This window comes from Bradyrhizobium sp. 26S5 (assembly GCF_036923295.1).
Lineage (GTDB): Bacteria > Pseudomonadota > Alphaproteobacteria > Rhizobiales > Xanthobacteraceae > Bradyrhizobium > Bradyrhizobium septentrionale.
The window spans coordinates 6,456,323-6,481,788 of sequence record NZ_CP145948.1 but is presented as its reverse complement, the minus strand read 5'-3'; the positions used below and the strand labels follow the sequence as shown (position 1 = coordinate 6,481,788).

Genomic DNA, 25,466 nt, shown 5'->3' with positions numbered 1-25,466 from the left:
ATTGGTTCGAACGCTTACCCCAGCCGTCCTGCCGCATGCGCGAGCAGGGTGTAGACCAGCCCGGTCTCCGAGGTCAGGTGGCCAGCCAGCTCTTGCTGGCCGCGGCCTTCGCGGGCGACTTCGTCGAGCAGCCGCTCGAACTCCGCGATGTAGCGGTCGACCGTCTGCTTGAAGCCGCGGTCGGCGCGGTACTTGCGGGCCACCTCATCGAAGGCCTTCTGGCCGGCCGGCGTGTAGAGGCGCTTGCTGAACGCCTTGTTCTCGCCGCGCTGGTAGCGATCCCACATCTCGGCGGCAAGCGTCCGGTCCATCAGCCGGCCGATGTCGAGCGACAGCGACTCCAGCGGATTGGCGGCTGGCTGCTGCTGCGGACGCGGGCGCTGGGCCTCGCGGACCGGCTGTGCCGGCGGCGGCGCGTCGCTGCGGTTGAGCAAGTCGGACAGCCAGCCGTCGCCGTTGTTGTTGTTGTTGGGGCCTGCCGGACTGACCGACGGGGCCTCGGTGCGGCGCGAACTGGCCATGCCGAGATCGGGCGGCGGCAGCGTCGCGGCGCTGTTGCCATTGTCCCGCATCCGGACGTCGCCGCGGCCGCCGGTGGCAGCCATCACCGGCTCCTCGTGGCGGACGCTGGCGCGATTGGTGCTGACCACGTCGAGCCCGCGGCCGTGATGGGCGACGATGCGGTTCAGTTCGGCCAGCGCCTCGATCTGGTCGACGATCACCTTGCGCATCTGCGCGGTGTTCTCGGCGGCCTCCTGCGGCATTTCGAGCACGCCGCGGCGCAGCTCGTTGCGGGTGGCCTCGAGCTCGTTGTGCATCTCGCTCGCCATCTGCTTCATCGCCGTGACCATCGCGGAGAACTTCTCCGTCGAGTCCTTGAACATCGCATCGGTCTCGGCGTTGCTCTGCTGGTACAGGTCGTTCATGGCGTCGACGGTCTGCTGCCGCTCGTTCTCGGCCGCCATGCGCACCGCCTCGAACTGCTTGCTGATCGCCGCCGAACCGGCGCCTGCGGTCTCCGCCACCACGCGTGCGATGTCGCGGGCGCGCTCCTCGGCCGCGGCAAGCGATTCATCGAGCAGCCCGGTGAAGCGCGACAGCCGCTGGTCGAGATCGGTGGTGCGCAGGTCGATGGTGGTGACCAGCGATTCCAGCGCCGACTTGCGCTCGCTGACGGAGGCCGTCGTCGAGCGGTTGGCCTGCTCGACCACGGCAGCCGCGTCGATCAGCGCCTTGCCATGGGTCTCGAACTGGCTCGACAGCGCGCCAAGATCTTCCAGCGCCTTGCCGGTCTTGCTGTTGAACACCGTGAGCTGGTCTTCCAGCGTCTGGGTCGCCACGCCGTTGCGCGAGGTGACGTCGTTCATGGCGGACACGAAGTCGGCCACGCGGGTCACCAGCGCGCGCTCCAGCGAGTTGAGGTTGTCGTGGGCGCCGGTCAACACTTCCTGCAGCAGGATGTTGCCCTCGCGCAGCCGCTCGAACAGCGCGACCGTATCGGTGCGCAGGATCTTGCTGGTCTCCTGCATCTCGGTGACGGCCGAGATCGAGACCTGGCGCGACTGATCGATCGCCGCGCGCGAGGCCTGCTCGAGCTCCTTGAGCGACTTCGCCACCGCGCCGGTCGCCTGGTCGCCGGCCGAGGTGATGTTGCGCGCGACATCGCCGCCGTGCGCCGACATCGACTGCGAGAAGGCGAGGCCGCGGGTTTCGATCGCCTTCAGCGCGTCGGCAGTGGCGCGATCCATGTCGGTCGCAAGCTGCGTGGTCTTGGCGGTCAGCGCCTCGACCAGCGAGCCGCGGCGGCCGTCGACGATCTGCGACAGGCGCTCGGTCTGCTGCTGCACATAGGTGACGATCTCGTCGGTCTTGCCGGTCATCGCCGAGCCGAACGCGCTGGAAGCCGACAGCACCGAACGCTCGATGTCGGCGGAGGTCGTCTTGACCTTGGTCGAGACCTCGTTGGACATGTTGATCAGTGCGGCCTGCGCGTTCTGCGCCGAGGTCTGGATGTTGTCGGTGGTCTTGGCCGTGACTGCGCCCAGCGCGCGCTCGATATCGGTCGAGAGCGTGCGGATCTGGGCGGCGGCATCGGCCGAGGTCGCCGCAAACGAGCTCTGCGCCTCGCGGGCGCTGCCCAGCACGGTCTGCGCGGTCTCCACGCCGGCCGTGGTCAGCGAGCGCTCGATCTCGGCAGAGATCGCGCGGATCTGGGTCGCCGCCTCGGTGGAGATCGCCGCGAACGAGCTCTGGGCCTCGCGGGCGCTGCCCAGGACGCTCTGCGCGGTCTCCGCACCGGCCGTGGTCAGCGAGCGCTCGATCTCGGCGGAGATCGAGCGGATTTGGCTTGCGGCCTCGCTCGACGTTGCCACGAACGAGTTCTGGGCGTCGCGGGCGCTGCCGAGGATCGACTGCGCGGTGCTGGTGCCGACCGACGTCAACACACGCTCGACATCGACTGCCAGCGACTTGACGTGGTTGGCGGCTTCTGTCGACGCAGCGACCAGGGTGTTCTGCGCCTCGCGGGCACCGGCAGTCAGCGCCTCGGCGGTGCCGCTGCCGGCCATCGACAGCGCGCGCTGGATGTCGGCGGCAAGCGCCGTCACCTGTGTCGCAGACTCGGCGGATGCGCTGACCAGCATGCTCTGGGCTTCACGCGCACCTGACGTGATCGATTCCGCGGTGGCGGAGCCGGCCATCGACAGCGAGCGTTCCATATCGGCCGCCAGTGTGCGGACCAGATTGGTGGCCTCGGTGGACGCACCGGCAAGCGTGCTCTGGGCCTCGCGGGCGGAGGCGACGACGGCTTCCGCGGTGGCGGAACCGGCCATCGAGAGCGAGCGCTCGATGTCGGCCGACAGGGTGCGGACCAGATTGGTGGCGTCGGTGGACGCACCGGCAAGCGTGCTCTGGGCCTCGCGGGCGGAGGCGACGACGGCTTCCGCGGTCGCGGTGCCGGCGGTCGAGAGCGAGTGCTGCACGTCGGCCGCGAGCGTGCGGGCCAAATTGGCGGCTTCGGTGGACGCGCCGGCAAGCGTGCTCTGGGCCTCGCGGGCGGAGGCGACGACGGCTTCCGCGGTCGCGGAACCCGCCATCGAGAGCGAGCGCTCGACGTCGCTGGCGAGCGACTTCACCTGGCCGGTGACGTCGGTCGAGGTCGCGATCAGCGTGGTCTGGGCCTCGCGCGCACCGGTCATGATCGCTTCGGCGGCGGCCGAGCCGGACATCGACAGCGACTGCTCGACGTCGGCGGCGAGCGACTTGACCTGGCTGGCGGCTTCGGCCGAGGCCGAGACCAGCGTGGTCTGCGCGTCGCGGGCGCCCGACAGCACCGAGGCTGCGGTGGCGCTGCCGGCGGCCTGCAGCGTGCGCTCGACATCCTCCGACAGCGCCTTGATCTGGGAGGCGACGTCGCCGGAGGCGGAGACCAGCGAGACCTGCGCGTCGCGGGCACTGGTGAGGATCGAATTGGCGGCGCTGGTGCCGACGGCGGTCAGCACGCTCTCGACCTCGGCCGAGCTCTGCTTGAGCTGGTTGCCAACGTCCGAAGACACGGAGAGCAGCGCCTGCTGCGCGGTGCGCGCGCCGGTCTGGATCGTCTCGCTGGTGTTGACCACGAGGTTGGTCAGCGAGCGCTCGGCGTCCTCGACATGGGACTTGATGCTGGACGACAACAGCTCGGCGCGGGACATCAGGTCCTCGCTCGCCTGGCGGCCGCTGCTCTCGATGCGGCCGGCGACGGCCTCGACGCGCGAGCCCAGCAGGTCCTCGAACTGCGCGACGCGGGTGTCGATGTCGCCGGCGATGACGCCGACGCGGCTCTCGATGCCCTGCCGGATATCGGTGAAGCGCGCGGTGATGGTGTCGGTCAGGTTCGAGCTGTGACCACTGATGGTCTCGACGAGGCGAGTGCTGTGACCGTCGATGGTCTCCGCGAGGCGGGTGCTGTGGCCGTTGATGGTGTCGGCAAGCCGGTTGCTGTGGTTGTCGATGGTCTCGGTGACGCCGTTGATACGGTGGTCGACCGCAGCGATCGCCTGCACCGTGCCCTCGGTCAGGGTCGTGGTGAGCAGGCCGAGGCGCGAGTCGATCGACTGGATCGCCTGGGTGGCGCCGTCGGTCAGTTGCGTCGCGAGCGTGCCGAGATGGCCGTCGATGGTGTCGGTGACCGACTTGGCGCGGCTCTCGAAGGTGACTTCGAGCGTCCTCATGCGGCCGTCGATCGTGTCATCCAGCGATTGCAGGCGGCCGTCGAACGAGCCGATCCTGCTGGCGAGCGAGGAGTCGAACGACGACAGCTTGTCGTTCAGCGAGGCGTCGAGATTGGTGACGCGGCTGCCGAGCGTGGTCTCGAACTGCAGCAGGCGCTGGTCGAGCGAGGCGGTGATATCGCCGCTGTTCGTGGTGACGCGATGGTCGAAGGTGTCGACATAGGTCTTCAGGCTGTCGGCGATGTCCTGGGTGCGCTGGCCCATGCGTTCGACGATATCGCCGCCGAAGGTCTTCACCGTGCGGTCGAATTCCGAGATGTGGCGGGTAATCAGCGCGCCGAGCGTGCCGGAGTCGCGGGCGAATTTCTCGGCGAGCTCGCTGCCGTGGTTCTTCACCAGGTCGTCGAACGCGCTCATCTGCAGCGACAGCGAATCGTGCGCGGTCTCGGTCTGGCCCACCACCTTGGCGACCAGCGAATTGACGGTGACGTCGAGCGCCTCGCTCGCTTTGTCACCGGACGTCATGATCTGGCCGGCGAGGCGGTTGCCGGCGTCGTCGATCTTGCTGACGAGGTCGTTGCTGCGCAGCTCGAGCTCGAGCAGCAGCGAGTCCGCGGAGTTCTTCAGGGAATCGTGGACCTCTTCGGTGCGGTCGGAGATGCCGTCGACGATCGCAGACGAACGCTGCTCGAACTCGCCGGTGATGCGGTCGACGCGCTCGTTCAGCATCTCGTGGACGCGATCGGCCAGATCGACGAACTCGTCATGGACGTGGCCGGTCTTGAAGTTGAGGCTGGTGGTGAGCCGCTCGGAGGCGTCCATCACCGCGCGGGTGGTCTCGGCGCTGGCTTCCTCGAGGCGGTCGAGCAGGTCGCCGCCGCGCTCGCCGAGCGCGAGGATCATGTTGTCGCCGGCATGGCTCAGCGCCGTCGTGATGTGCTGGCCGCGCTCTTCCAGCGCGCCGGTGATGCTCTTGGCGACCTCGTCGACGCGCGAGGCGATCGCGTCCGAGATCAGCGCGATGTCGTGGCGCAGGTCGATCTGCACGCCGGAGATCGCGCTGCGCACCTGCTCGGCCTGGCCGACCAGATTGTCGCGCTGGTGGGCGATGTCCTGCAGCAGCGCGCGGATGCGCACTTCGTTGTCGGAATAGGCGCGTTCCAGCGCCGCCACCTCGTTGGCAACCAGCGTCTCGAGTTCGCCGGCGCGCGCGATCGCGCGCTCGACGCCGTCGCCCATCGCCGCGACCTCGCGCCGGATCGCCTGACCGACCGTCACCATGGAATCGGCGGCGGCGTTTTCCGGCTCGGAGAATCGCATTGCGACCTGCGCCATCGATTGCGCGATCATCTGCATGCGCTGACCGTGCGCGGCGAGGCTGGCGAGATAGTAGAACAGGAGGATCGGCACGGCGAACAGCGCGGCGAGGCCGGCGAGCACCAGCACGCCGGTGCCCTGGGCCATCGAAGCCTGCAGCGCGGGCCAGAACGCGATGGTCAGGATCGCGCCGCCGAGCAGCCAGGCGCCGGAGCAGACGAAGAACAGCGTGAAGGCATTGCGTGCGGAACGGCCGCCCTGCAGCGTCTGCAGCATCTGGCCGATGGTCTCGCGATCATCGTTGGCGGCGCGGCGCGGGGCACGCGGCTCCTCGATCGGCTCGAACGCCGGGCGATCGGAATTCGGACGCTGATCGAATGATGCAGCTGAAAAATCGGGCGCAGGCGGCGGCAGATTCGGCGGCGCGGCGCCTTCGTTGAGGGGGCTGCGGTTCTCCGCGCTTTGTTCGCTGATGTTGAGGGCTTCCTGGATGGCAGAAAGCGCGACTTCGGTGGGATCTTTGACCTTCTTGGGAGTGTTCGCCATGTTCAGTCCAAGCCCTCTCACTATTTTACGCGTCGGCGAGCCTGCGATCGTCCCCACGCAAGCTCGAAGCCGGTGCCCACAAGCGGAGCGCAAGCGCCCCCCTCGGCGGCTTGTCCGCTACATCCGCAAACATCCTATTGGCTGAGCGATGCGAATGAAATGCTTGCGATTAATACTTTCTTAATCATCGTTAACAGCTTTGCGCCATAAGGCCTTATGGGTACTCGAAATTCCTGCGTTAGGACGTCGATTGTGTCCGGAAATTGTCCAGAATGGGGCGGTTTTGCCGATCATCCCGACAACAATCCGTTAACCAGTTTCGTGATTGGCTTGGCCAACGCGCCGCCGGCGAGGCCCGGCGGAGACGACAGGGACAGGCCATGCCGCTTCATCTCGAACGGGTTGAATGGACGCAATCGCCACCGCTCGCGCCCGGCGACGGGCCGATCGACCTCGATCACCTGCAGCGCATGACGCTGGGCGACCCGGGGCTGGAGCGGGAAGTCCTGGCCATGTTCTCGACCCAGTCCGCCCGGATCCTCGGCGAGCTGGCTGCCTTGCCGCCCGAGGCGGCGACCCATGCCCACACCCTGAAAGGATCGGCGCGGGCGATCGGCGCATTCGGCGTCGCCGAGGCTGCCGCCCAGCTCGAAACCGCGCTGACCGGCGGTTCCGATCCGGCCCAGCCGCTGGCCGCGCTCGGGGCTGCGATCGCCGAGGCGCGCACGGCGATCGAGCTGATCCTGCGCCGTTCCTAGCCTTACAACGCTTCCACGGCCCGCCGCGGCCTGAGCGCCCGTCCGGGCCGGCCGGCAGGTTTTCGGTCTCCGCGCTAGCGCAGTGCGGATCGACCCGTTATACGACTGCCGGGACCTTTCCAACCATCGTCCGGCGCATTCCGGCAGCACGAGCAATCATGGCCAAAATCCACTTTATCGACCATTCCGGAGAGAAACGCTCCATTGATATCGAGAACGGCGCGACGGTGATGGAAGGCGCGATCCGCAACGCCATTCCCGGCATTGAAGCCGAATGCGGCGGCGCCTGCGCCTGTGCAACCTGCCATGTCTATGTCGATGAAGCCTGGCGCGAGAAGGTCGGCGCGCCGTCGCCGATGGAAGAGGACATGCTGGATTTCGGCTTCGACGTGCGTCCGAACTCGCGGCTGTCCTGCCAGATCAAGGTAACCGACGACCTCGACGGATTGGTCGTGTCGACGCCGGAGCGGCAAGCTTAAGGTCCCTTATTCGCCGTCCGGGTTCAGACCGCGACGGACCCAGCGGCGGAAGTTGTCCTTGACCTCCGCCGGCAGCGGCGTCGGCCTGCGCGTGGCCTCATCGATCATCACCGTGACCGCCTTCGCCGACGCCACGCATCTGCCTTCCGAAAACACCACCTGATCGAAGGTGGTCGACGTCCGTCCGAACTTGACGAGACCGAGCCCGAGCTCGATCTGACCGGGCCAGTGCAACTCGGCGCGGAAATGGATGTCGAGGCGCACCATGATCCAGCCGAGCCCCGCCGGCATCAGCCCCATGCTGCGGTCCTTCACCAGCGTGACGCGGCCGGTTTCAAAATAGCTTGCATAGACGGCGTTGTTGACGTGCCCGTTAGGGTCGAGATCGGCAAAGCGCACATTGTCGGACAGGCGGTAGGGAAAGTCTTCCAGGCGCGGCGCATCGTCAGCGCGGACAGGGGCGTTCACGAGGGGGATCTCCGTCGGTTTCCGCCCATACAGCCGAGTTGCGCAGGCTCGGCAAGGGGTTGCCGCGCCAGCCGCTGTCCCTATTATGCATGTCCCGGTCCGGCCATACTTGGCTGGGGCAGGCGAAAGCCGTCCGGCCGATTTCAACTGAAAAGAAGCGGATATGAGCGAAGTGATCAAAACCGATGTGCTGATTATTGGCGCGGGTCCCTGCGGACTGTTCGCCGTGTTCGAACTGGGCCTGCTCGACATGAAGGTGCATCTGGTCGACATCCTCGACAAGATCGGCGGGCAGTGCGCCGAGCTTTATCCGGAGAAGCCGATCTACGACATTCCCGGCATTCCCTTCGTCACCGGCCATGGCCTGACCGAGCAGTTGCTGGAGCAGATCAAGCCGTTCAACCCGACCTTCCATCTCAACGAGATGGTGGAGTCGATCGAGAAGATCGGCGATCCCCTGTTCCGCGTGAAGACCGACGCCGGCAAGGAGTTCGAGTGCAAGGTCGTCGTGATCTCGGCCGGCGGCGGTTCGTTCCAGCCGAAGCGGCCGCCGGTGCCCGGCATCGAGGCCTATGAAGGCACGTCGGTGTTCTATGCCGTGCGCAAGATGGAGCAGTTTCGCGACAAGAACATCCTGATCGTCGGCGGCGGCGATTCCGCGCTCGACTGGACGCTCAACCTGCATCCGATCGCCAAGCGCATCACGCTGCTGCACCGGCGCGATGATTTCCGCGCAGCGCCGCACAGCGTCGAGCAGATGCGCGCGCTGGTCGCCGGCGGCAAGATGGATCTGAAGATCGGTCAGGTCACGGGACTCGAAGGCGCCAATGGCCAGCTCACCGGCGCGGCGTTGAAGGGCAACGACAACGCGCTTTCGACCATTGCCTGCGATACGATGCTGCCGTTCTTCGGGCTCACCATGAAGCTCGGCCCGGTCGCGAACTGGGGCGTGGCGCTGGAGAACAATCTGGTACCGGTCGACACCGCGGCGTTCGAGACCAACGTTTCCGGTATCTTCGCGATCGGCGACATCAATACCTATCCGGGCAAGCTGAAGTTGATTCTCTCCGGCTTCCACGAGGGCGCGCTGATGGCGCAGAAGGCCCACCGCTACGTGTATCCTGACAAGCGGCTGGTGTTCCAGTACACAACCTCGTCATCGAGTTTGCAGAAAAAGCTTGGAGTGAACTGATTCCACTCCAATAGCGACCAATGCCGGAGGCATCGGCCATGACTGCGCGGTGCGGGTACTGGAACACTCCGTGAAATGGCCGTAGTTTGCTGCTATCCGAGTGGTCGATTGATCAGGTGATGACGATGCGGAATACGCTGTCCAGATTTCGGCTGATCTTTGCGATCGCGGCAGCCTTCGCTCTCGCTGCTCCGCTTTCAGCCAAGGCGGCCGACCCATCATCCGCGGCCGGCCTCTGGCAGAAGCTAGTGGACGGCAAGCCCGACGGCTGGTTCCTAGTGATCGACCACAACGGCATCTTCGAGGGCGTGATCGCCAAGATTTTCTCCGATCCGGATGATCCGCCGAATCCGGTCTGCTCGAAATGCACTGATGACCGCAGGAACGCGCCGTGGCTTGGTCTGTCCTTTATCCGCGACATGAAGCGCGATGGCCTGAAGTACGAGAACGGCAACGTGCTCGATCCTCGTGACGGCAAGATCTACAAGGCCAAGATGACGCTGAGCGCCGATGGACAGACGCTAACCATGCGCGGCTATCTCGGCATCTCGCTGTTCGGCAAGGACGAGGTCTGGACCCGGCTGCCGGATACCGCGATCGCCCAGCTCGATCCCGCGATCGTCGCCAAATATCTGCCGGCGCAAGCCGCAGCGGTGAAGCCGCCTCCGCCGCCACCGCCGCAGCCGCTGAAGAAGCGGTAAGGCCTTCTCTCAGCCTGGTTTGAGTTGTGCTCCCGTGCGTGCCAAGGATTTCCTTGGAGCGAGAGCGCTGACGTCTGAATTAGGTCCAAAGAACTTCAGATATCTCGATTGAAGGCTGGGGCAGGGTCGGCGAAAGCCCGACCGGCAATCTCGTCAGTTCGCCAACACCGGACCGCGTGTCCATCGGGGCGCGTTTCCAGCGATGGCCCAGGCTCGCGGCGGCAGATCGCCTCGGCATAGTGACAGCGCGGATTGAATGCACATCCGTCCGGCGGGTTCAGCGGACTGGGAGGCTCGCCCCTTGTCGTCCCAAGCGGCGCGCGGCGCAGCGGATCGGGAATCGCTGCGATAAGGGTTTGCGTGTACGGGTGCGCCGGCCGTTCGAAGATTTCGCGCCAGCCGCCGGTCTCCACGATGCGGCCGAGATACATGACGGCGACCCGGTCGCTCATGTGCTCGACGACGCCGAGGTCATGGCTGATCATGACGTATGAAAGACCGAGCGTTTCCTTCAGCTCCAGCAGCAGATTGATGATCTGGGCGCGGATGGAGACATCCAGCGCCGATACCGGCTCGTCACAGATGACGATCCTGGGATTGAGGATCAGCGCGCGAGCGATGCCGATGCGCTGACGCTGGCCGCCCGAGAACTCATGTGGGTAGCGGCCGGCCTGCTCGGGCCGCAGGCCCACATGTTTGAGCATTGCCTCGACGCGTCCGTCGATCTCGCTTCTGGCCGTCACGCCATGCAGCCGCAGCGGGGCCTCGAGCGTGCGACGAACGGTCTGGCGGGGATTGAGCGAAGCGTAGGGATCCTGAAACACGATCTGGACGATGCGGGCCAATGCCTTTCGATCGATCGATTGCCGCCCGGTCACGACCTGCCCGTCCAGCACGATGCGGCCGCGCGTCGGCGGCAGCAGGCCAAGTATCGAAAGCGCGACGGTTGACTTGCCGCAGCCGGATTCGCCGACGAGACCGAGGCATTCACCGCGTTTCAGTTCGAGATCGATGCCGTCGACGGCACGCAGCAGCCTCCGGCCGCCGCCCTGGAAGCCGCCACCGATCGGAAAATGGACCGCGAGATCCTCCACGCTGAGGATGACATCGCCGCCGGACCCGCGCGCAGGTTCATGCATGGTGATGGCACCTGACAAATCCGTCTTCCCCGAGCAGTGTCATCTCTGGCGCGGTGGTCCGGCAAATCTCGGTCGCTCGCGCGCAACGTGGATTGAATCGGCAACCCGCCGGGAAATCCGCAATCGCCGGGACGACGCCCGCGATCTCCTTGAGCCTGCTACGGCCGAGTGCGGCACGCGTGCCCAGCCGCGGCAACGCGTCGACCAGGCCCTGCGTATAGGGATGCGCGCAGGCGCGGAAGACATCGTCCGAGCCGCGCTCCTCGACGATGCGGCCGGCATACATGACGGCGACGCGGCGGCAGAGGTTGGCGACCAAGCCGAGATCGTGGCTGATCATCAGGATCGCCGTGCCTCTCTCGGCGCATAGATTCCGCATCAGCTCGATGATCTCCGCCTGCACGGTCACATCAAGCGCGGTGGTCGGCTCGTCGGCAATCAGCAGGTCCGGCCCGCAGGCGAGCGCGATGGCGATCATCACGCGTTGACGCATGCCGCCCGAAAGCTGGTGCGGGTAATCTTTCACCCGTCGCTCGGGGGCGGGGACGCGGACGCTCGCCAGCGCCTCGACGGCCAGCTGGTCGGCTTCGCGCCAGCTCTTGCCCTGGTGCAGCACGAACATCTCCGCGATCTGCCGGCCAACGGGCGAGACCGGGTTGAGCGCCGTCATCGGCTCCTGGAAGATCATGGCGATGCGATTGCCGCGCAGCGCGCGTTGTTCGGCGGCCGGAAGCCCCTGGATCTCCCGGCCCTCAAATCGGATGGCGCCGGCGCCGATCGAAAGCGGCCGGCGCAACAGACCGATCAAGGCGAGCGCCGAGATGCTCTTGCCGCAGCCGGATTCGCCGACCAGGCCGAATGTCTCGCCACGATCGATGCGGAATGAAACGCCCTCGACCGCCGCAACCCGGCTGGACCCGTTGTCGAGGTCGATACGCAGGTTCTCGACTTCGATCAGAGGACGGCCCGTCATGTGCGCCGGCTCCGCGACTGTGGATCGAGAATGTCACGCAGGCCATCGCCGAGCAGATTCAGGCCGAGCACCGTCAGGAAGATGGCGAGGCCGGGGAAAACCGACAGCCACGGCGCCGTGGTGATCTGGTCGCGGGCCTCCGACAGCATGCTGCCCCAGCTTGGAAAGGGCGGGCGGATTCCGAGGCCGAGGAACGAAAGGGCGGCTTCGGCCAGTATCGCGCCGCCCATGCCGAGCGTGCTGATGACAATGATCGGCCCGAGCATGTTCGGCAGCAGCTGCGTGATCATGATACGCAAATCGCCGTAGCCCAGCACCTTCGCCGCCTGCACATAGCCCTGGCTCTTGAGCGACAGCACCGACGCCCGTGCGATCCGGCAGGAGAACGACCAGTTGGTCAGCCCGAGCGCGATCAGGAGGCTGGTCAGGCCGGGTCCAAGCACCGCCATGATGGCAAGCGCGAAGATCAGCGAGGGAATTGCGAGCATGAGATTGGTCAGCCCGTTGACGACGTCGTCCCACCAGCCGCCCCAATAGCCGGCGGTCAGGCCCAGCGTCACGCCGATCACACTGTTGACGAGCTGCGAGACGATGCCGACGGTCAGCGAGATGCGCGCACCGTACAGGACGCGGGAATAGATGTCGCGGCCCTGCGCGTCGGTGCCGAACCACCAGATCCAGCTCGGCGGCTCCTCCGCATTCAAGAGGTTGGCATCCATGACGGGATCGGTATGTGCCAGCCAGGGCGCAAACAGGCCGACGAAGACCGCAAGCGCAAACAGCGCCCCGCCGATGATGAGACTGGTTCCGAGCTTCATCGCGGCCGCTCCGCCGCTACAGGCGGTACGGTCAATCGCGCGCAGCTGTGAGAGAGCCGACCGGCGCTCATGCGTATCTGATCCTCGGATCGATCACGGCATAGGCCACGTCGATCAACGTATTGACCGCGAGAAAGAACAGCACCACCACGAGAATGGAGCCCTGGACGGTGGGAATATCGCGCTGCAGGACACTGTCGACGAGCAGTGAGCCGATGCCGGGCCAGGAGAACAATTTCTCGACCACGACCGCCTGTCCCATCAACGCGCCGAATTGCAGGCCAATGGTCGTGAGAATGATCACGAGCGCATTGCGCAACACATGCCATTTCACCACCCGGGTCTCGCTCATGCCCTTCGAGCGCGCGGTCCGCACGAAATCTGCGGTCATGATCTCGAGGACCGCGGCGCGCGTCGTCCGTGCCAGCAGCGCCATCGGCGAGACGCCGAGTGTGACGGCAGGCAGGATCAGATATTTGAGCCCGCCATCGCCATAGCCGAAACTCGGCAGCCAGCCGAGCTTCAACGCAAAAAGGTACATCAGCAGCAGGCCGAGCCAGAATTTCGCCATCGAGAGGCCGGACACCGCCACGACCATCGAGACCGTGTCGACGATGCCGCCTGGCCGCAGTGCCGCGATGAAACCGAGCGGCACGCCGATCACGATCGCAAACGTCATGGCTGCGAATATCAGTTGCAGCGTCGGCCACATCCGTTTGGCGATCATGGTGGTGACCGGCTCGCGCGTCCGGAACGACGTCCCGAAATCGCCTGTCGCAAGCCTCGAGATATAGGAGCCGAAGCGGATGTAGACGGGATCGTCGAGGCCGAGCTGCTTCTTCATGCGCTCCACGACCTGCGGGTCCGTCGGCCCTCTGCCGTCATCGCCCATGCTCGATACGATGCTGCCCGGAACGACGCTGAACAGCACAAAGATCACCAGCACGACGGCCAGCACGGTCGGAATGGTTTGCAGGATTCGACGGATCAGGAAGGCGAGCATTGGACGTTTTCCTCCCTCCCTCCATCAGTCGCTGCGATGGAGGGAGGGCGAGAGCACATGTCACTTCGCGGGCGAGGTCTCGTCGACCCAGAGGTCTTCGACGTTCTGGTGGGTCAGTTCGGTGGCGTTCAACTGGATCCCGTTGAGCCACGGCTGCACCGCCATGACCGCCTTGTTGTAGTTGAAGAACCAGACCGGCGCTTCGTCATAGAGCAGCGCATTGGCCTTCTGCAGCAGTTGGCCCCGCTTGGCGGCGTCATCGGTCTGCCCGGCCTCATCGATCAGTCTGTCGAAGTCCGCGTTCTTGAAGCTCATATAGTTGCAGGCTGATTGCGGCGTCGCCGAGTGAAAGCATTTGAGGGCCGCCTGGGGATCCGGGCCGGTCGACTGGGAATAGATATAGGCCTGGAAGTCGCCCTTGCGAATGACTTCCGACAACACCGCGGTCTCGACCTGCTTGACCTTCACCTTGATGCCGACTTTGTCCAGCATCGGGATAATGGCCTCGACGATCGGCAGGCCCCAGCTTTCATTCTGGCTGGTCGTCCATTCGAATTCGAAGCCGGAGGGATAGCCTGCGTCCGCGAGCAGCTGCTTCGCCTTCGCGGGATCGAAGGCGTAGGGCTTCATGGCCTTGTCGTAGAACGGCGAGGTCAGGGGCAGCCAGCTCGTGGCGCGATAGGCCTTGCCCTTGACCAGTTTCTTGATGATCAGATCGGTATCGATCGCATGGTTGATCGCCTGCCGGACCCGCTTGTCGGAGAACGGTTTGAATGCGGGATTCATCCCCATGTAACGCGTGAAGACTTCGGCGACTTCGACGATCGTGCCCTTGAGATCGGGGTCGGCCTGATAGGCGACATACTGCGCGGGCCCGAGCACCGAGGTGTCGATTTCCTTGTTGCGGAAGGCGACATCGCGTGCCGCGGCTTCGCCCATCAGCGACACGATGAGCTTGTCGGCGTACGGCTTGCCGGGCTTGTAGAATTTCTCCCACCGCTCAAGCACGATGCGCGATCCCGGCACGTGCTCGACGAATTTGAATGGGCCGAGACCGATCGGCTTTTGCAGGAAGCCCTCCTTCGCGGCCTCGTCGGCGGGATAGATCGAGGTCAGCGCGGTGAAGAAGTAGAAGCCCGGATCGACCTTCTCGGTCAGCTTCATTTCGAGGGTGAAGTCGTCGATCTTCCTGAGGCCGGAGATCTCCTTGGCTGTTCCATTCTCGACCCCGGCGGCGCCCTCGATCACGCGGACAAAACGCGCACCGGGATAGGCCTTGCTGCCGTCCATGATGCGATTGTAGCTCCAGATGATGTCATCGGCGGTCATTCTGCGGCCATGGTGGAAATAAGCGTCGTCGCGCAGCTTGAAGGTATGAACGAGACCTCCGCCGGAGACGATGTCCTCCTTGGCCAGTTCCAGCACCGGCTTGCCTTCGGCGGAATTCCAGATGTAGAGCGACCGATGCAGGGCTTTGGCGTAGATCTCGTCCTGAGCGCGCTGCGTCGTATGGATGTCCATGCTGGTGAAACTTGAGCCATAGGGCGCGGTCATCCGAATGGTACCGCCCTTGCGCGGTGTCTGGGCCTCCGCTGCGGCGGATAGTGCCAGTGCCAAACCTGCCACTATCGCAATCTGCTTGAACATCATGCTTCTCCAAACGGGAGTATTGATCAGCGAGTTGACCACTCGCAGCACGTCAAGCGCAAGCACACGTTGATGGCGATCGGGTCCAATACGTGTGCAGCCTCAAAAGCGAGGGGGCGTCCGACCATCAAGGCGGCACGTGGTGCGCGATCTGGTCCGGCACGTCGCTCGCAAGGCGACCAGGGCGCGTGTCGAATGAATAGGGGCAGGGCGCGGAAGTTGATATCCAGGGTTGCATCGGCAGGATGCTCGCTTGAATTGATTCAATCGTTCTCGGCCCTTCTCCGCAGTTTGCGCGGAGCCTGTAAGTAATTGCGACTGAATGAATTCTAGTTCTGCGCCGAATCCTTGAAGCTCGCCAACTTCAGGAACGGCTCACGACTTCAGCGCTGCTCCGGCGCAATCGGCAGCGGTGCGACCGGCTCGGACGTCACCTCGGGCACGACGGTGTTCAATCGCAACACGGTGGCCGCCGCGGGGACCGCGGCATCGGCCATCGCCGCATGGCCTTCTGCGCTCGGGTGCACCGCGCCGCCATACACCGCCGACAAAATGCCCCACGTCGCGTCGTGGATGTCGGTCGGCTGCATCGAGGACGGCAGGCCTTGCGGATAGGTCATCGCCGCGAAATAGCTGTCATTGGCATCGCGGATCCAGCGCGCGCGCGGCAGATAGGCGCGATATTCGCCGGCGCTGCGGCCGCATTTGAGCGGCTGGTTGGCCGCGGCGACGATGTCGGACACGAAGCTGTCGCCGTTGGCGGCGAAGCAGTCGCGGTCGAATTCCGGATCGGTCGACGCGCGCGCGCAGAAGCCATGGCTCGCAAACGCATCCTGATGCGCGTCGACGAAGGTCATGCGGTCGGCCTGCGGATTGCGGCAGATGATGCCGGACTGGCACTGCGCGATCGCCTTGAGCTGCGGCAGGAACTCGTTCTGCACGAAGCCCGAGACCGACGCGAGCCGCTTGGGATCGGCGTTGAACGAGGGATGGATCTCGAAGCCGGCGCGGCCGCCGGGGCAGGGTGCGCCGCCATTGGCCAGCGCCGGATTGGCATAGGCGGTGTAGACGACATGCGAGAGGTCGCCGCCGACCAAAGGCTTCAGCGCATCGCGCAGCTTGGCAAAATCGGCCGGCAGATCGCGCGCCAGCGCGGAGCGGGCATCGTCGACACTGGCCATCGAACCGCCGCGGCTGAACAGCGTGCGCTCGGTCGGGGTGTCGACGATCACGTTGGCGACGAGGCCCGAGAAATAGATGTCGTTGGCGCCGACCGAGAGCAAGATGAGGTCGAGCGTGCGGTCCGGCTGCCGGCGCTTGGCGGCCGCCAGCGCCGTGCGCAGCTCCGCAATCTGGCCGTTGACGGTGCCCGAGCAGGTGTTGGCGGTCTTGGTCGGCAGGCATTCCCGCGCCTGCTGCGAGCCGAGCAGGCCGTCGGCGATGGTGGCGCCGGTGCAGGCCAGCGGCAGATAGGTCACCGCGATGTGCGGATATTGCACGGCAAGCGCAAGGGCGGTGCGGGTCTGGTAGCTGTACAGCGAGCGGTGACAGGCCGAGTTGAGCCACAGTGCGCTCTGGCGCTGCCAGTTGGTCAGGGTGTCCGGCGCCTCGCAGGCGCGGCCGCCCTTGTAGCCGGCGCGGCTCGGCCGGTAATACTGCGCGCCGCCGAGATAGGAGCGGAAGCAGAAGCCCTCGTCGGAGAGCGCAATCGCGCGGTCGGGATTGCCTTCGCCGGATGCGATACTGTCGCCGAGGCCCGCAATCAGCAGATCGCGCACCGCGATCTGCGTCGTCAGGCGCTGATTGGCGTCCGCGCCGCTTGCGACATCGACGGTTGCGACCGTGGTGCGGCCGTAACGGACGCGCAGATTGACCGGCTCGGCGCAATCGAAGGTCGAGGATTGCGGCCCGTCGCCGTCGTCAAACGACCAGGCGCAGGTCGCACCGACCGGAACCGGGCCGGTGAGGCGAACCACGATCGGGTGATCGATCGGCGTCAGGTAGCTTTCCTTGACGTTGTCGCGGGTGCAGGGCTCGCTGACACGGCCCTGCAGGTCGATGCAGAGCCGGTTGACCATGTTGCGCGCCCAGCCGCGGCCATCGCTTTGCAGTTCCAGCGCCTGTTCCGTGGCCAGCACGCTGCGGCCAAGCCCGCTTTCGACATGCAGGCGGAAGTCGCGCTCCTCGCGGAACAGACGGAAGCGGTTGCGGACCTCCCAGGAGATCTGCAGCTGACTGTCCTGCGCGTCTGCGCCTGATGCGAATACCGCCAGCAGTGCGCTGCCGAGCAGCACGCTGCAGACCGTCACACGAAACGAAAATCGAACCAAAGAGCCAATCATGGCGCGGTTTGACGTGAGCGGTACGGCGAAAATAAGAGAAGCGGGTGCGGGGATCGAAATACCGGCATCGAAGAGCTGGGACCTGGGGCCCATAACGTCGCTGTTACCGTCTCAGCCGCCTGATCTGCTGCTGCCGGCTTTCGATCGGTTGCCGCACGGTCGCCGAAGCCGTGCAGGCTTGGCTCAGTCGCTTTCGTTCTTGCCAGGGCTTCACCACGTTGAGCCAAAGCTCGCGCATGCCCATGATCGAGATCGAAATTCCGAACGGAATCAGGAAATAGAGGATACGGAACACCACCAGCGTCGCCAGCAATTGTTCCTTGCTGAACTCCGGCAGCGCCACCAGCATTGCGGCGTCGAACACGCCGATCGAGCCGGGGGCATGGCTGGCGAAGCCGAGCAGGGTCGCCAGGATGAACACGACGGCGAGCGAGACGAAGTCGATATGCGGCTCGGTCGGCATCAACAGGTACATCGCAAGCGCACAGAAGCCGAGATCGACCACGCCGATGATGATCTGCAGCAGCGTCAGCCTGGCGGAGGGCAGCACCACCTTCCAGCCGTTCTGGCCGAGCTCGCGGCGCTTCTCGCCGGTCAGGAGCCAGACGAAATAGGCGCCGATGCCGGCAAGGCAGCCGAGCGCGATCAGGCGGTTCATCGCCGGCGGCAGCAGGTCCATTGCCGATGCCGCCGCGGGGTGCCAGGCCATGCCGAAGCCGAGCACGAACAGATTGCCGAGCCAGAACGTCAGGCCCGACAGAAAGCAGATCTTGGCGACGTCGATCGCGGAAAGGCCGTAATCGGAATAGATCCGGAAGCGGATCGCGCCGCCGGTAAAGACGGTGGCGCCGATGTTGTGGCCGATCGTGTAGCTCGTGAAGCTCGATAGCGCTGCGATGCGGTAGGGGACGTGGGTCTTGCCGATCGTGCGCAGCGCGAAGAAGTCATAGAAGGTCAGCGTGCAGAACGCCCCGACCACACAGAGCGCCGCCAGCGCGATCCGGTGGGGTGCGATGTCGGTCAGCGCGGTGAGGATGATACCGGTATCGACGCCCTTCAGGGTGTGGACCAGCGTCGTGATTGCGAACGCGATGATGAGCACGCTCGCAGCGATCCCGAGCCGTTTCCAGCCGATCTTTTCCTTGAAGCCACGCCCAAGCGTGGTCAGCAGCCGAAGCATTCATCCTCCCGGCAGGGACAATTTCAGTGGGACCCGGTCACGGATAGCGACGGGTAACGGGCAAACGCACCGTACGCGATGACCCATAAGGCAAAACCGATGCGTTGTGCAGCCCTTGACAAGCCAACCTTCGGCTCACGTTCAGCGTCATTGTCATATTGGCTACATATGGTCTCGCTCTGCGGAATGTGAGTCGCCTGTATCCGTCCGCTGCGGCGGGGATGCGGCACGTTCCGCCGTTCTGCGGCCGTTCCCGGCGATTTCATCGGCATTTTTGCCGATTTTGCCGCCGTCTCGGCACCGGCGCGGGGCAGTCGGCGCGAAGCGAATAGACGATATGCATCAGCACGGGGACGCCGGAGCGCGGCTGCGGCGTTTACCAAAGCGTGAAGTCGCCGTGCACATCTGCGTGGTCCGGCGGCAGACCGCCGCGCGGGCCCGGATGAGTCGCGCAAGACCCGGTCCGTAGGTCTATTGAGGCAAAACGCCGCGCAAGATGGCCACAGCGCATGGGCCGGCCGGCATGACGACAGCACACTTCGATCGATGGCGAAGTATTGCGTCGAAACGAAGGCCTATCTCTCGCATTGGTTGCCCAGAGCGAGGACAAGACCATGCAGCAGACATCCCTGAACGTCCGGCGCATGCCGGACGGGAGCGCAGCGTCCCATCGGCAGTCGACCGGCCTTGCGGCAACGTTGACGCTGGCCGCGATGAGTCTCGGTTACGGCGTCGTGCAGCTCGACGTTACCATCGTCAACACGGCGCTCAATGCCATCGGCGGCTCGCTCGGCGGCGGCGTCGCCGAGCTGCAATGGGTGGTCAGCGCCTACACCATCGCCTTTGCCGCCTTCATCCTGACGGCGGGCGCGCTTGGCGACCGGATCGGCGCCAAGCGCGTCTTCATGGCGGGCTTTGCGATCTTCACCGCGTCGTCGGTTGCCTGCGCAATCGCGCCCGACGCCGTGACGCTGATCGTCGCGCGCTGCGTGCAGGGACTGGCCGCGGCCATCCTGGTGCCGAACTCGCTCGCGCTGCTCCGCCATGCCTATGCGGATGACAAGGCGCGGGGACGCGCGGTCGCCGTCTGGGCCGCGGGCGCGAGCCTTGCGTTGACCGCCGGCCCGTTCGTCGGCGGCGCGCTGATCACACTGGTCGGCTGGCGGGCGATCTTCTTGGTCAACCTGCCGATCGGCCTGGCCGGGCTGTGGCTCGCCTGGCGCTTTGCCGGCGAAACCATCCGCCATCAGCAGCACCGGCTCGATCTGCCGGGACAGCTCGCAGCGATCGCCGCGCTCGGCACGCTGGCCGGCGCGCTCATCGAGGGCGGCGCGCTTGGCTGGAGCAGCCCGTTCGTGGTTGCAGGCTTTATTCTCGCCGCCGTGTTCTCCGTGCTGTTCGTCTGGCGTGAGGCTCGCGCGGCGCAGCCGATGCTGCCGCTCTCGCTGTTCGGCCACAGGATGTTTGCGTTGACCTCGATGGTCGGCCTCCTGGTCAACGTCGCGTTTTACGGGCTGATCTTCGTGCTCAGCCTCTACTTCCAGCAGGTCAACGGCCTGTCGGCGTTCGCAACCGGTCTGGCGTTCGTGCCGATGCTCGGCGCCGTGCTGCCCGCCAACCTGATCGCGCCGCATGTTGCGGAGCGGATCGGCGCGCCGCGGGCAATCGCGCTCGGCGCCGCGACCTCGGCCGCCGGATGTGTCGGACTGCTGTTGATCGGTCCCGGCACCAGCTACCCGGCGATCTGCCCGCAACTGCTCGCGATGAGCGCCGGCCTCGGCCTGCTGGTGCCGCCATTGACATCGACATTGCTCGGCAGTGCCGAGCCGCAGCATGCCGGCGTCGCGGCCGGGGTGCTGAATGCGACCCGGCAGACCGGCAGCGTGCTCGGTGTTGCGCTGTTCGGCTCGCTGGTCAGCCGGTCCGCAGCCTTCATCGCCGGCCTGCATACGGCGCTCGTCATTTGTGTCGGCGTGTTGCTGACGGCCGCCGCGCTGATCTGGATCGGCGCGTCTTCACAAGCGCGGCAATAATTGAACCGGCGATTGCACGGCCGCCCGCCTGCATCTAACGTTGCGTCGTCGGCGGCCGCCGACGACGGGGTCCGATCAGATGCCTGTGTCAATCGACCGTCGCCTCTTGCTGCGCCGCGCCGCCTTGCTCGGCGCTTCGCTGCCGCTGGTCAAACTGATCGGCCCGGCGCGCGGCCAGTCGTCCGAATTGATCGCCCGGAGGGTGTTTTTCGACAATCCCGACTACATCAACGTCCGTCTCAGCCCGGACGGGACGCAGCTGTCCTATGTCGCGCCGCTCGACGGTGTGAACAATCTCTGGGTCGCCCCGCTTTCCGATCTCAAGGCGGCGCGGCCGGTCACGCGCGTCACGGACCGCAACATCTCGGCCGGCTATCGCTGGGCACACACCAACCGCCATGTGGTGTTCTTCCGCGAGCGTGACGGCGACGAGAACTGGCGTGCCGCCAGCGTCGACATCACCGACGGGAAGATAGTGCCCTTGACGCCCGAGACCGGTGTCAAAGCCTTCCTGCAGGAGTCCGACCGCAAATTCCCCGAGGAGATGCTGCTGCGGCACAACCAGCGCGACAAGCGCTACTTCGACCTGTACCGCGCCAACGTCGTGACCGGCACGAGCGAGCTCGTCTACGAGAACCACGACTATGTCGGCTTGATCACCGACAGCGCATTCCAGCTACGCCTGGCATCGCGCCTGATCGCCGACGGCTCGGCCGAGGTGTTCGAGCGCCGTCCGGACGGCAGCTGGGCGCCCTTTATGACGGTGCCGATCGCCGACACCGATACGACGCAGATGCTGGATTTCAGCGCCGACGGCAAGACGCTGTATCTGATCGATTCACGCGGCCGCGACAAGGCGGCATTGTTCGCCCTCGACATGGCCACGCGCCAGACCACACTGCTTGCTGCCGATGATGATGCCGACATCGTGCGAGCGATCTTCGACGAGAATCGCCGGCCATTGGCGGCGCTGGCGATCACCGACCGGATGCGCTGGCACACCGTGGATCAAAGCGTCGCCAGGGACCTCGCCGATCTGGGCCGCTATGGCGCCGGCGACATCAGTTTTGTCAGCAACAGCGATGATCTCCAGCTGGGCACGGTCCATTTCGAGCGCGACACCGAGAGCGGTGAATATGCGCTGCTTGACCGCCGAACGCGTGAGGTGCGCAAGCTGTTCACGCAGCGCCGCGCGCTCGACGGCGTTGCGCTGCGCAAGCTCGAGCCGGTCGTGATCCCCTCGCGCGACGGGCTGCGCCTCAACTGCTATCTGACCCGGCCGGTCGAGGCCGAGGCTGGCCGGGTGCCGCTGGTGCTCGTGATCCATGGCGGGCCGTATTATCGCGACAGCTGGGGATTCAGCCCGGTCCATCAATGGCTCGCCAGCCGGGGCTATGCGGTGCTCGCAGTCAACTACCGCGGCTCGACCGGCTTCGGCAAAGCCTTCGTCACCGCCGCCGACCACGAATGGGGCGGCAAGATGCATGACGATTTGATCGATGCGGTCGATTGGGCGATCGCACAAGGTATCGCCGATCCGAAGCGCGTCGGCTTCTTCGGCGGCAGCTATGGCGGCTATTCGGCATTGATGGCGGCGACCAAGACGCCCGACGTGTTCGCTTGCATCGTCGATCTGTTCGGCATTTCCAACCTCGTCACCTTCATGGCAACGATCCCGCCCTACTGGGGCCCGTGGAATCAGTGTCTGGAAAAACCGGCTTGGCGATCCCGACACCGAGGCCGGCCGCGCATTCCTGGTCGAACGTTCGCCGCTGACCCACATCGACCGTGCCATCAAGCCGATCCTGATCGCCCAGGGCCTGCGCGATGTCAGGGTTGTGGCTGCCGAGTCCGAGCAGATGGTCAATGCGCTCAAGCAGCGCGGAATACCCGTGACCTACGTCACATTCGCTGACGAAGGGCACGGTTTTGTGCGGCCGGAAAATCGGCTTGCCTTCTATGGCGTCACCGAAGCGTTCCTTGCCAAGCATCTCGGCGGCCGTTGCCAGCCAATCGGAAACGATTTCGCCGGCTCGTCACTCAAGGTCGAGACCGGAGCTGAACTGGTGCCCGGGCTGCGCGGCTGAGACGAACTGCAACTCGGGATTGCCGTTTTCCCTCACGATATGTCCTGCGTTCAAGGCTTCTTCACCATGCGTGGAACCTTGTTGCAGTGCGGTTACCGTTCGTACACGAATGCGCTGGTTTTTATAGGTCCATAAATGGGGCCTATAATGTATCGCGTTTTGACCTGTCTCACTTTGGAACATGACTGGCGGCTGGTCGTCCTTGGCGGAGTGATCTGCCTGCTTGCCAGCGCCGTCGCGATCAGCCTGTTTCACCGTGCCCGCGCCGCAGAGGGCCGCGCCCGCGAGATCTGGATCGGTCTTGATGCGGCGGTGGGCGGTTGCGGGATCTGGGCCACCCATTTCGTCGCCATGCTGGCGTACGATCCCGGCATCGAGGCCGGATACAACATTCCCATCACGCTGCTGTCGCTGGTGCTTGCGGTTGCGATCCTGGCCGTCGGATTGGCCGTCGCCACGCTCGACGAGCGCTGGTGGACGGTGGCGGCTGGTGGCGCGATCGTCGGCGCAGGTGTCGCGGCGATGCATTACACCGGCATGCTGGGCCTGCAGTTGCCTGCGCGGATCATCTGGTCGCCCGGCATCGTGGCCGCGTCGATCGCATTCGGAAGCCTGTTTGGCGCGCTCGCACTCGTCGTCGCCACGCGTGGCGAACGCCTCGGCACCACCGCGGCTGCGACCGGCCTTCTGACCGTTGCGATCGTCTCGCATCATTTCACCGCGATGGGTGCGGTCACCCTGGTCCCGGATCCGACGATCGTTCCGGACGGGCTTTCGGTCTCGCCGCGCGTGCTTTCGTTCATGACTGCGGTTGCGGCCTTCGCCATCCTCGGCCTGTCGCTGATCGCTTCCATCCTCGATCGTCGCGCCAAGACCGAGCTTCACAAGCAGAAAGTGGTGCTGGATACCGCGCTCGAGAATATGTCGCAGGGGCTGTGCATGTTCGATGCCGATGGCCGCATCATGCTGTTCAACGAGCGCTACAGCGAGATCATGGGGCGCAACCGCGTGCCGCTCAAGGGACGCCTGCTGATCGACGTCCTGCAGGACCTGCATTCCAACGGCGAGTGGGACGGCGATCCCGAGGAGTTCTGCGATGTTCTCGTTGCCGAGGCAAAAGCTGGCCACAGCGCGACGCGGATCGTCAGCCGGAATGACCGCGCGATCCGCGTGGTCGACCAGCCGATGAAGGGCGGCGGCTGGGTCGCAACCTTCGAAGACATCACCGAATGGCAGCAGGCGCAGGAACAGATCTCGCACATGGCGCGGCATGACGCGCTGACCAACCTGCCGAACCGGACGCTGTTCCGCGAGCAGCTCGAGAAGGCCTCGAGGTTGGCCAAGCGCTCCGACCAGCTCGCGGTGCTCTGTCTCGACCTCGATCATTTCAAGGAGATCAACGACACGCTCGGGCATCCGATCGGCGACGCGCTGCTGCGCGAGGTCGCGCGGCGGCTCGGCGAATGCGTGACCGAGCATGACACCGTGGCGCGGCTTGGCGGCGACGAATTCGCCATCGTGCAGTTCTGCAGCAACTGCGAACCATCAGTGGTGTCGCAGCTGGCAAGTCTCGTGGTCGAGCGGATCGCCGCGCCCTACGAGATCGGCGGCCATCAGCTCGTGATCGGCGTCAGCATCGGCATCTCGCTCGCACCCGAAGACGGCAAGGGTCCCGACGAACTGCTGCAAAAGGCCGATCTGGCGCTGTACCGCGCCAAGGCCGACGGCCGCGGCACCTATCGGTTCTTCGAGACCGGAATGGACGCGCGCGCGCAGGCGCGCCGCCTGCTGGAGCGCGACCTGCGGCTGGCGCTCGAGCGCGACGAGTTCGAGGTCTATTACCAACCGATCCGCGATGTCGTGGGCGAACAGGTGGTTGCCTTCGAGGCGCTGGCGCGCTGGAACCATTCGCTGCGCGGCCTGATCGCGCCCAACAATTTCATTCCTGTCGCCGAGGAAACCGGGCTGATCGTTCCGCTTGGCGACATCGTGCTGCGCAAGGCCTGCGCCGATGCCGCAGGCTGGCCCAAGGACATCGCGGTCGCCGTCAACCTCTCGCCGGTGCAGTTCAAGAACCCGAACCTGGTGTCGTCGGTGAAGGCGGCGCTGGAAGCATCGAGCCTGTCGGCGGACCGGCTTGAGCTCGAGATCACCGAATCGGTGCTGCTGCAGAACAGCGAGGCGACGCTTGCGGTGCTGCACGAGCTGCGTGGTTTCGGTGTCCGCATCTCGCTCGACGATTTCGGCACCGGCTACTCCTCGCTGAGCTATCTGCGCAGTTTCCCGTTCGACAAGATCAAGATCGACCGTTCCTTCGTGACGGACCTTGCGACGCGCGAGGACTCGATGGCGATCGTGCGCGCGGTCACCGGCCTCGGCAAGAGTCTCGGCATCGTCACCACGGCCGAGGGCGTCGAGACCGATACCCAGTTCGACTTGTTGCGGCAGGAGGGCTGCACGCAGGCGCAAGGCTATCTGTTCAGCCCGCCGCGGCCGGCGGCTGATGTCGCCAAGATGCTGCTGCGCAGGCTGCCGGAACGATCGGTGGCTTGATCAACGACGGCGAGGACGC

Annotated in this window: 16 protein-coding genes and 1 pseudogene; 8 read left to right on the top strand and 9 right to left on the bottom strand. The window is 65.3% G+C overall.

From position 1 onward, the window contains the following. Positions 1-14 precede the first annotated feature (14 nt). Positions 15-6,074, bottom strand: coding sequence for a negative regulator of septation ring formation (locus V5279_RS30615; RefSeq protein WP_338690899.1), 6,060 nt, complete (start codon positions 6,072-6,074; stop codon positions 15-17). Positions 6,075-6,454: 380 nt separating this feature from the next. Between V5279_RS30615 and V5279_RS30610 the strand changes: the two genes are divergently transcribed. Both V5279_RS30610 and V5279_RS30605 read left to right on the top strand, forming a co-directional pair. Next, positions 6,455-6,832: an Hpt domain-containing protein gene (locus V5279_RS30610; RefSeq protein WP_338690898.1), complete on the top strand. Its 378-nt coding sequence runs from the start codon at positions 6,455-6,457 to the stop codon at positions 6,830-6,832. A 158-nt stretch (positions 6,833-6,990) separates the two neighbouring features. Further along, positions 6,991-7,311, top strand: coding sequence for a 2Fe-2S iron-sulfur cluster-binding protein (locus V5279_RS30605; protein ID WP_029085343.1), 321 nt, complete (start codon positions 6,991-6,993; stop codon positions 7,309-7,311). A gap of 6 nt (positions 7,312-7,317) precedes the next feature. On the opposite strand, the gene V5279_RS30600 is transcribed toward V5279_RS30605, so the two are convergent. After that, positions 7,318-7,779 (bottom strand): thioesterase family protein, encoded by a 462-nt coding sequence (locus V5279_RS30600; RefSeq protein ID WP_338690897.1) that lies wholly within the window; start codon positions 7,777-7,779, stop codon positions 7,318-7,320. A gap of 163 nt (positions 7,780-7,942) precedes the next feature. On the opposite strand from V5279_RS30600, the gene V5279_RS30595 reads away from it, so the two are divergent. Together V5279_RS30595 and V5279_RS30590 are read left to right on the top strand one after the other, a co-directional pair. Next, complete coding sequence (locus V5279_RS30595) at positions 7,943-8,971, top strand: NAD(P)/FAD-dependent oxidoreductase (protein ID WP_338690896.1); 1,029 nt, start codon at positions 7,943-7,945, stop codon at positions 8,969-8,971. A 125-nt stretch (positions 8,972-9,096) separates the two neighbouring features. Beyond that, positions 9,097-9,672, top strand: a complete 576-nt coding sequence (locus V5279_RS30590; RefSeq protein ID WP_338690895.1) for a DUF2147 domain-containing protein — start codon at positions 9,097-9,099, stop codon at positions 9,670-9,672. Positions 9,673-9,767: 95 nt separating this feature from the next. On the opposite strand, the gene V5279_RS30585 is transcribed toward V5279_RS30590, so the two are convergent. The 7 genes from V5279_RS30585 to V5279_RS30555 form a co-directional block, all read right to left on the bottom strand. Then, on the bottom strand, positions 9,768-10,811 hold the full coding sequence (locus tag V5279_RS30585) for an oligopeptide/dipeptide ABC transporter ATP-binding protein (RefSeq protein ID WP_338690894.1): 1,044 nt from the start codon (positions 10,809-10,811) through the stop codon (positions 9,768-9,770). After that, on the bottom strand, positions 10,804-11,784 hold the full coding sequence (locus tag V5279_RS30580) for an ABC transporter ATP-binding protein (RefSeq protein WP_338690893.1): 981 nt from the start codon (positions 11,782-11,784) through the stop codon (positions 10,804-10,806). The genes V5279_RS30585 and V5279_RS30580 overlap by 8 nt, the downstream gene beginning before the upstream one ends. Then, positions 11,781-12,602, bottom strand: a complete 822-nt coding sequence (locus tag V5279_RS30575; RefSeq protein WP_338690892.1) for an ABC transporter permease — start codon at positions 12,600-12,602, stop codon at positions 11,781-11,783. The genes V5279_RS30580 and V5279_RS30575 overlap by 4 nt, the downstream gene beginning before the upstream one ends. A gap of 67 nt (positions 12,603-12,669) precedes the next feature. Continuing rightward, complete coding sequence (locus V5279_RS30570; RefSeq protein ID WP_338690891.1) at positions 12,670-13,605, bottom strand: ABC transporter permease; 936 nt, start codon at positions 13,603-13,605, stop codon at positions 12,670-12,672. 60 nt (positions 13,606-13,665) lie between these two features. Continuing rightward, on the bottom strand, positions 13,666-15,255 hold the full coding sequence (locus V5279_RS30565) for an ABC transporter substrate-binding protein (protein WP_338690890.1): 1,590 nt from the start codon (positions 15,253-15,255) through the stop codon (positions 13,666-13,668). Positions 15,256-15,635: 380 nt separating this feature from the next. Beyond that, positions 15,636-17,594 (bottom strand): hypothetical protein, encoded by a 1,959-nt coding sequence (locus V5279_RS30560; protein WP_338690889.1) that lies wholly within the window; start codon positions 17,592-17,594, stop codon positions 15,636-15,638. Between the two features lie 103 nt (positions 17,595-17,697). After that, positions 17,698-18,774 (bottom strand): lysylphosphatidylglycerol synthase transmembrane domain-containing protein, encoded by a 1,077-nt coding sequence (locus V5279_RS30555; protein WP_029085353.1) that lies wholly within the window; start codon positions 18,772-18,774, stop codon positions 17,698-17,700. Between the two features lie 614 nt (positions 18,775-19,388). On the opposite strand from V5279_RS30555, the gene V5279_RS30550 reads away from it, so the two are divergent. The 4 genes and pseudogenes from V5279_RS30550 to V5279_RS30535 all read left to right on the top strand — a co-directional run bounded on the left by V5279_RS30550 (position 19,389) and on the right by V5279_RS30535 (position 25,447). Beyond that, a complete protein-coding gene (locus V5279_RS30550) occupies positions 19,389-20,807 on the top strand; it encodes an MFS transporter (protein WP_414645849.1) in 1,419 nt (472 codons plus the stop codon). A gap of 79 nt (positions 20,808-20,886) precedes the next feature. Beyond that, positions 20,887-22,551 (top strand): annotated as a pseudogene (locus V5279_RS30545) (alpha/beta fold hydrolase); the annotation flags it as partial. Then, complete coding sequence (locus V5279_RS30540) at positions 22,439-22,894, top strand: alpha/beta hydrolase family protein (RefSeq protein ID WP_338701448.1); 456 nt, start codon at positions 22,439-22,441, stop codon at positions 22,892-22,894. The pseudogene V5279_RS30545 and the gene V5279_RS30540, both read left to right, overlap by 113 nt. A gap of 147 nt (positions 22,895-23,041) precedes the next feature. After that, positions 23,042-25,447, top strand: coding sequence for an EAL domain-containing protein (locus V5279_RS30535; protein ID WP_338690888.1), 2,406 nt, complete (start codon positions 23,042-23,044; stop codon positions 25,445-25,447). Positions 25,448-25,466: the final 19 nt, after the last annotated feature.